A 5095-nucleotide genomic window follows, 5' to 3' on the forward strand; every position below is an offset into this window, starting at 1 on the left:
CTGTTTGCCTGTCCTGGCTTTCCCTGCGTTTCCTGCCGTGCCGCGACCCGGTGGCATCCGCGCCCCGGTACCCGTCTGAACCTTCGATGCACCTCCGATATGCCGACGTCGGCACCCAGATGGCCAGACGCCGGTGGCCGAGGCCCAGCTCCCAGTGTCGCCGGAAACCACCCCCCGCTCCCACCGATCGCGCCGATCGGTGGAGGTGCGTACCATTTCGTCGCCTCACCGCCCGCCGTCCCTTCCACCGCGGGACGCGCTTCCTCCGCTGCCGGCGGCGCCCGCAGGCGGACCTGGTCGCCGGCCGGGCTCGGCGCCACGGGCTTCCTCCAGTGCCGGCGGCGCCCGCAGGACGTCGCATACCTCGCCGACCGCGCAGCCCACGAGTTTCCTCCGCTGCCGGCGGCGCCCGCAGGGCGTCCGCGCAAGGCAGGGGCCGACGGCACCGGCCGGTGTCGATGGCGTCCACGGCGGCACAGGTTCCTCCGACGCCGGTCGCCGCCCGCCGGTTCCGTGCCCGTCGGCGGGCTGCCAGCCCGGTGCCCGTCCCGGTGCCGGCGGTGCCCGTTCGATGCCAGGCCCGTTCGATGCCGGCGGCGTCGGTGGCGGCTGGACCCATACGATCGCCGCATGGCTGCTCCCGTCCCGGCACCACCCTCACCTGGCGGACTGGTCCTGGCCCCGTTCCGGGCCCTGCGGTATGCCGCGGACGACGGTGCGGAGCTGGCGTCACGGACCGCCCCGCCCTACGACGTGATCGACGCCGCCGGTGTCACCGCGCTGGAGGCACGGCATCCGCACAACGCCGTCCGGCTCATCCTCCCCCGCGACGACGAGGACTCCCCGGGAAGCCGCTACCGGCGGGCCGCGGACACCCTGCGCGCCTGGACCGCCGACGCGGTCCTGCGCCGCGACGAACGCCCGGCGCTGTACGTGTACGAGCAGGCCCAGGACGGGCACGTCCAGCGGGGCCTGGTCGGTGCGGTGGCGCTGGCCGACCCGGACGCGGGGATCATCCTGCCGCACGAGAACACCATGACCGGCCCGGTCACCGACCGGCTGGCCCTGACCGTGGCCACCGGGGCGAACCTCGAGCCGATCTTCCTGTTGTACGAGGGCGGCGGGGCCGCCAGCCGGGTCGTCGCCGAGACGGTGACGAGCACACCGCTCCTGACCACGGCGACCGACGACGGTGTCACCCACCGCATCTGGACGCTGACCGACCAGGAGCGGCTCGCCGCCGTCGCCGACGATCTGTACGGACGGCGGGCGGTGATCGCCGACGGCCACCACCGGTACGCCACCTACCGCCGTTACCAGGCCGACCGCCACACGGCGGGTCACGGCGGCGGCCCCTGGGACTTCGGCCTGGCCTTCCTGGTGGACGCCCGGGTGTCCGGCCCACGGGTCCATGCGATCCACCGGGTCGTACACGGCCTGGCCCTCAGCGAAGCCGTCCGCCGCGCCGGGACGGTGTTCCAGGTGAAGCCGCTGGACGCTGTCGGCGACCCCGCTGGCACGTATCTGCTCGGTGAGCTGGCCAAGGCCGGCCAGGACGGCCACGCCTTCGTGATCACTGACGGCCGGGCGGCGTTCCTGCTGACGCGCCCGGACCCGGTGCTGCTCGCCGACGCGCTGCCGGCGGACCGCTCCGCCGCCTTCCGCCAGCTCGACGTCACCGTCGCGCATCTCGCGCTGATCACAAAAGTCTGGGGGCTGGCGGACACCGAGGACGTGGTCGGCTACCGGCATGACGCCGCCACCGCGATCGCCACAGCGGCAGCGGCAACAGGGGCAGCGGCAACAGGGGCAGCGGCAACAGCGGCGGTGCCCGCGCCCGGCGACACCACGGCGGCAGTGGTGGCCGGCGGTGCCGCGGCGTCCGCGTCCAATACGTCCACGGCCGGTGCCGACGTGGCGGCGCCGGACGCCGCGATCGCGCTGCTGTTGAACCCGACCCCGGCCGCGGACGTCGCCGCCGTGGCCGCGGCCGGCGAACGGATGCCGCGCAAGTCGACGCTGTTCACGCCCAAGCCGCGCAGCGGCCTGCTGATCCGCCCGCTGGACGAGTAACCGCACCGGTGCCGTTGACCGAGGCATGAGGCAGCCAGCGGCAGACGACCGGACGGCCGGGAGAGCGCCCCGGCCGTCCGGTTCGAAGGTCCTATCCGGCCCCCGGACCCCGCTCGGGCTCCTGAACGGGAGGAACCGCTTCGTCCTCCGGCGGCTCCGCGGCATCCAGCCCCACGATGTCCGGCTCCGCGGCGCCCAGCCCCACGATGTCCGGCTCCGCGATGTCCAGCCCTGCGGCGCCCAGCCCCACGATGTCCAGCCCCGCGATGTCCGGCCCCAGGATGTCCGGCTCCGCGGCGTCCAGCTCCGTGGCACGGTCCGCGGCGTCGGTCTGCTGGGTGTCGTCGACGGTCGCCGCGGAGGCGAACCAGCGTGCCGCGTCGGCGGGACGGCCCGCGGCCAGCAGCGCCTCCGCGTAGGCGTACCAGAGCCTCGCGCTCCACGGCCGCACGCCGGCGGCAGCCGCCTCGTCCTGCAGCAGCAGAACCGCGGCCTCCGGCTCACCCAGATCACGCCGCGCGCCCGACAGGACGATCAGCAGCTCGGCCCGGGCCTCCTCGTCGAGTTCGGCCGCCCCCGGATCACGGGCGAGCAGCAGGGCGCGCTCGGGACGCCCGAGCCCCCGCTCGGCATCCGCCATCACGGCAAGGTGCCGTGGGGACCCGTCGATGCGGCGTGCCGCACGCAGCTCGGCGAGCGCCGTGGCGAACTCCCCCGCGTGGTAGGCCGCAAGCCCGACCGCCTCCCGGACGACGGCGATCCGGGACGCCAGCCCCGCGGCCGCGCGGGCGTGCGCGAGCGCGAGCGCGGGGTCCTCGTCGAGGTACATGCCCGCGGCCACCAGATGCCGGGCCACCGGTTCGGCCAGGGACGCGCCCAGCCCGCGCAGCTCCCGCGTGACCTCGAAGTCGAGGAGTTCGGCGCGGGCTTCGTCCGGCAGCTCCGGTGCCGCCGGCCGGCCGGGACGCCCAGCTCCCCGGCCGGCGCCCGCGCCACCGCGCGGGGACGCCGGGGAACCCGCCGAGGCATCCGGACGGCGGTGGGCGGCACCGGCCGCGCCACGACGATCCGTCCCGGCTGCCCCGCCAGCGCGTCCCGGCCTGGACCCCGACGGCCCGGGGCCGCTCCGGCGTCCCGCTGGAGCGCCTGATGCCGGCGAGGCGCCCGATGTCCGCCGGTCCGCTCCCGGGGTCTTCCTTCCGGGGTGGTCCTGCCGGTTCCTGTCATGGTCCTGCCTGCCAGCGTCATGCTCGCCGGGCCGGGTGCGGTCGGCGCCTGGTCGGTCGGCGCCCCGCGAGTGGCCGGAATCCCGCGGGCCTGCCGCGGCCTGGTCCGGCCCGGCCGCGCCGGAGCCCCGGGCCGCGGCACCTCGAACGTCATGATCATAACTGCGTTGGTCCCGCGCCCGGGTGTCCCTGACCTCCTGGGATTCCCGCGGGGAGGCGGTGACAGGCCGCGACTCGGTACCAGGCGCCCGCCGGCCATCGCCGGGCCCGTCGCGCCGGTCGGTCAATGGCCGGTTGATCGGTGACCGGTCGGTGCCGCCGGACACGCGAGGTGCCCGGCTGTCATCGCGACGATCGGAGCCGGCCGACGAACGGGCCGACGGATGAGCCGACGGACGGGAGGCTCCCCGCGGCGGTGCCCCGCCCGGCCTGTCAGTGGCCGGGCCGCGAGGGGCCGAACTGTCGGCCGGGCCGCCAACGGTACGGCTACCGGCGTCGTAGCCGCCACCACGGCCCGCTCCCCGGGAGAAGCCCTGCCCCGGGGAGGAGGAGCCCCGCTGCCCCTGGGAGGAGGAACGGTCGTCACGGCGCTGGTCGGGCCGCCCGTACCGGCCCCCACTCGACGGCGTCCGCGAAGACGGTCCGGAATGGCCGGCGCCGGATCCCGTGCCAGGCGTGCGCCCGGCCGAGCCGTGACCGCGCCGCTCGGCATCAGCACGTGACGACCCGCCGGCACGGCCGGCTCCGGACGCCTGTCCGGACTGCCCCGGCCCACGTCGGCCGGAGAAATCACCGGAAGGGCGTGACGGCTGCGCGGCATCCCGCCACTGTGTGGAAGAGCGCTGTGTGAAGGAGCGCCCCCCGGAAGAGCCCGCGGAGGCCTGTCGGGAATTCCGTGGGACGTTCGCTCCCTCGGCTCCCTTCGCCGCCGACCACGGCCGGTCGGAGCGGGAGCCCGCTGGTTGCGATCTGCCTGTCGACGGTCGGGACTGTCGGAATCCATCCGCCCGGTTGCCGTTGGCCCGGCCGTCGTGCCCGCTGCCTGCCCCGCGATCCGGGTGACGGTTTCCTGCCGGCTGCCGTGACTCACCCTGCCGTGCTTCACCGCGTGTACCCGCGGGGCGGGCCGAACGACGGTCGGAATCATCGTGGGGGCGACCCGGCCGGATCCCCGGCCCACCTCGAGCGCTGGCAGCGGACCGCGCGCCCGCAGCCCGCTCGTCCGGGCCGTGCCGGCCCGGACGGCGATCCGGGTCGGCGCCGCGGGCCGCCCGGCCATACCCGCCCGTGCTCCCGTTGCCGCTTCTGTCGCCACGGATCCTGTCACCATGGACGTTCGTCATCGCCTGGTCGCGGGCGGCCTGACCACGGGCCTGCCGATCCTGGCGGACGTACTGGCCTCCGCCGGTGGTACGGCGAGCCTCACGGGCCCCGCGCCACCGCTTCTCCGCGAGGCTTTCCGTCGCGCTGGCCGCTGCCTTCCCCCGGCCGTTCACCATCCGACGAGCGGTTGCCCGCCCACCGGACCTTCCAGCTCCCACCGTCACGGCCGGGCCCTCCGGATAGCCGCGGCCATCCCGCGGCTGACGGCCGGAACGACCCCCCGTGCCTCCAGTCGTCCGCATCTGGCCGCCTCCCTGCACCGACATCACATCCCCATCATCCACCACCACGCCGACAACCCTTCATCCCGCGGCTCCCGGCGCACACCGCACGGAACATCATCCGGCCGCCTCACGCAGCGGAAGCGGCCCACAGGACGGGCTTCATCCCCCGCCCATGCCGGTTCCCGCCGC

Annotated in this window: 2 protein-coding genes; one reads left to right on the plus strand and one right to left on the minus strand. The window is 75.6% G+C overall.

Features of this window, described 5'->3' with window-relative positions:
* The first annotated feature begins 630 nt into the window (after positions 1 to 630).
* Entirely contained in the window at positions 631 to 2073 is a 1443-nt protein-coding gene (locus NBW84_RS04140; RefSeq protein WP_250281848.1) for a DUF1015 family protein, read from the plus strand.
* A gap of 91 nt (positions 2074 to 2164) precedes the next feature.
* On the opposite strand, the gene NBW84_RS04145 is transcribed toward NBW84_RS04140, so the two are convergent.
* Entirely contained in the window at positions 2165 to 3625 is a 1461-nt protein-coding gene (locus NBW84_RS04145; protein ID WP_250281851.1) for a tetratricopeptide repeat protein, read from the minus strand.
* Between the last annotated feature and the right edge of the window lie 1470 nt (positions 3626 to 5095).

Source organism: Protofrankia sp. CiP1_Cm_nod2, from assembly GCF_920664355.1.
GTDB lineage: Bacteria > Actinomycetota > Actinomycetes > Frankiales > Frankiaceae > Protofrankia.

Coding starts and splice junctions, on each gene's coding strand:
- NBW84_RS04140 (WP_250281848.1), top strand. CDS start 631: ATGGCTGCTCCCGTCCCGGCACCACCCTCACCTGGCGGACTGGTCCTG.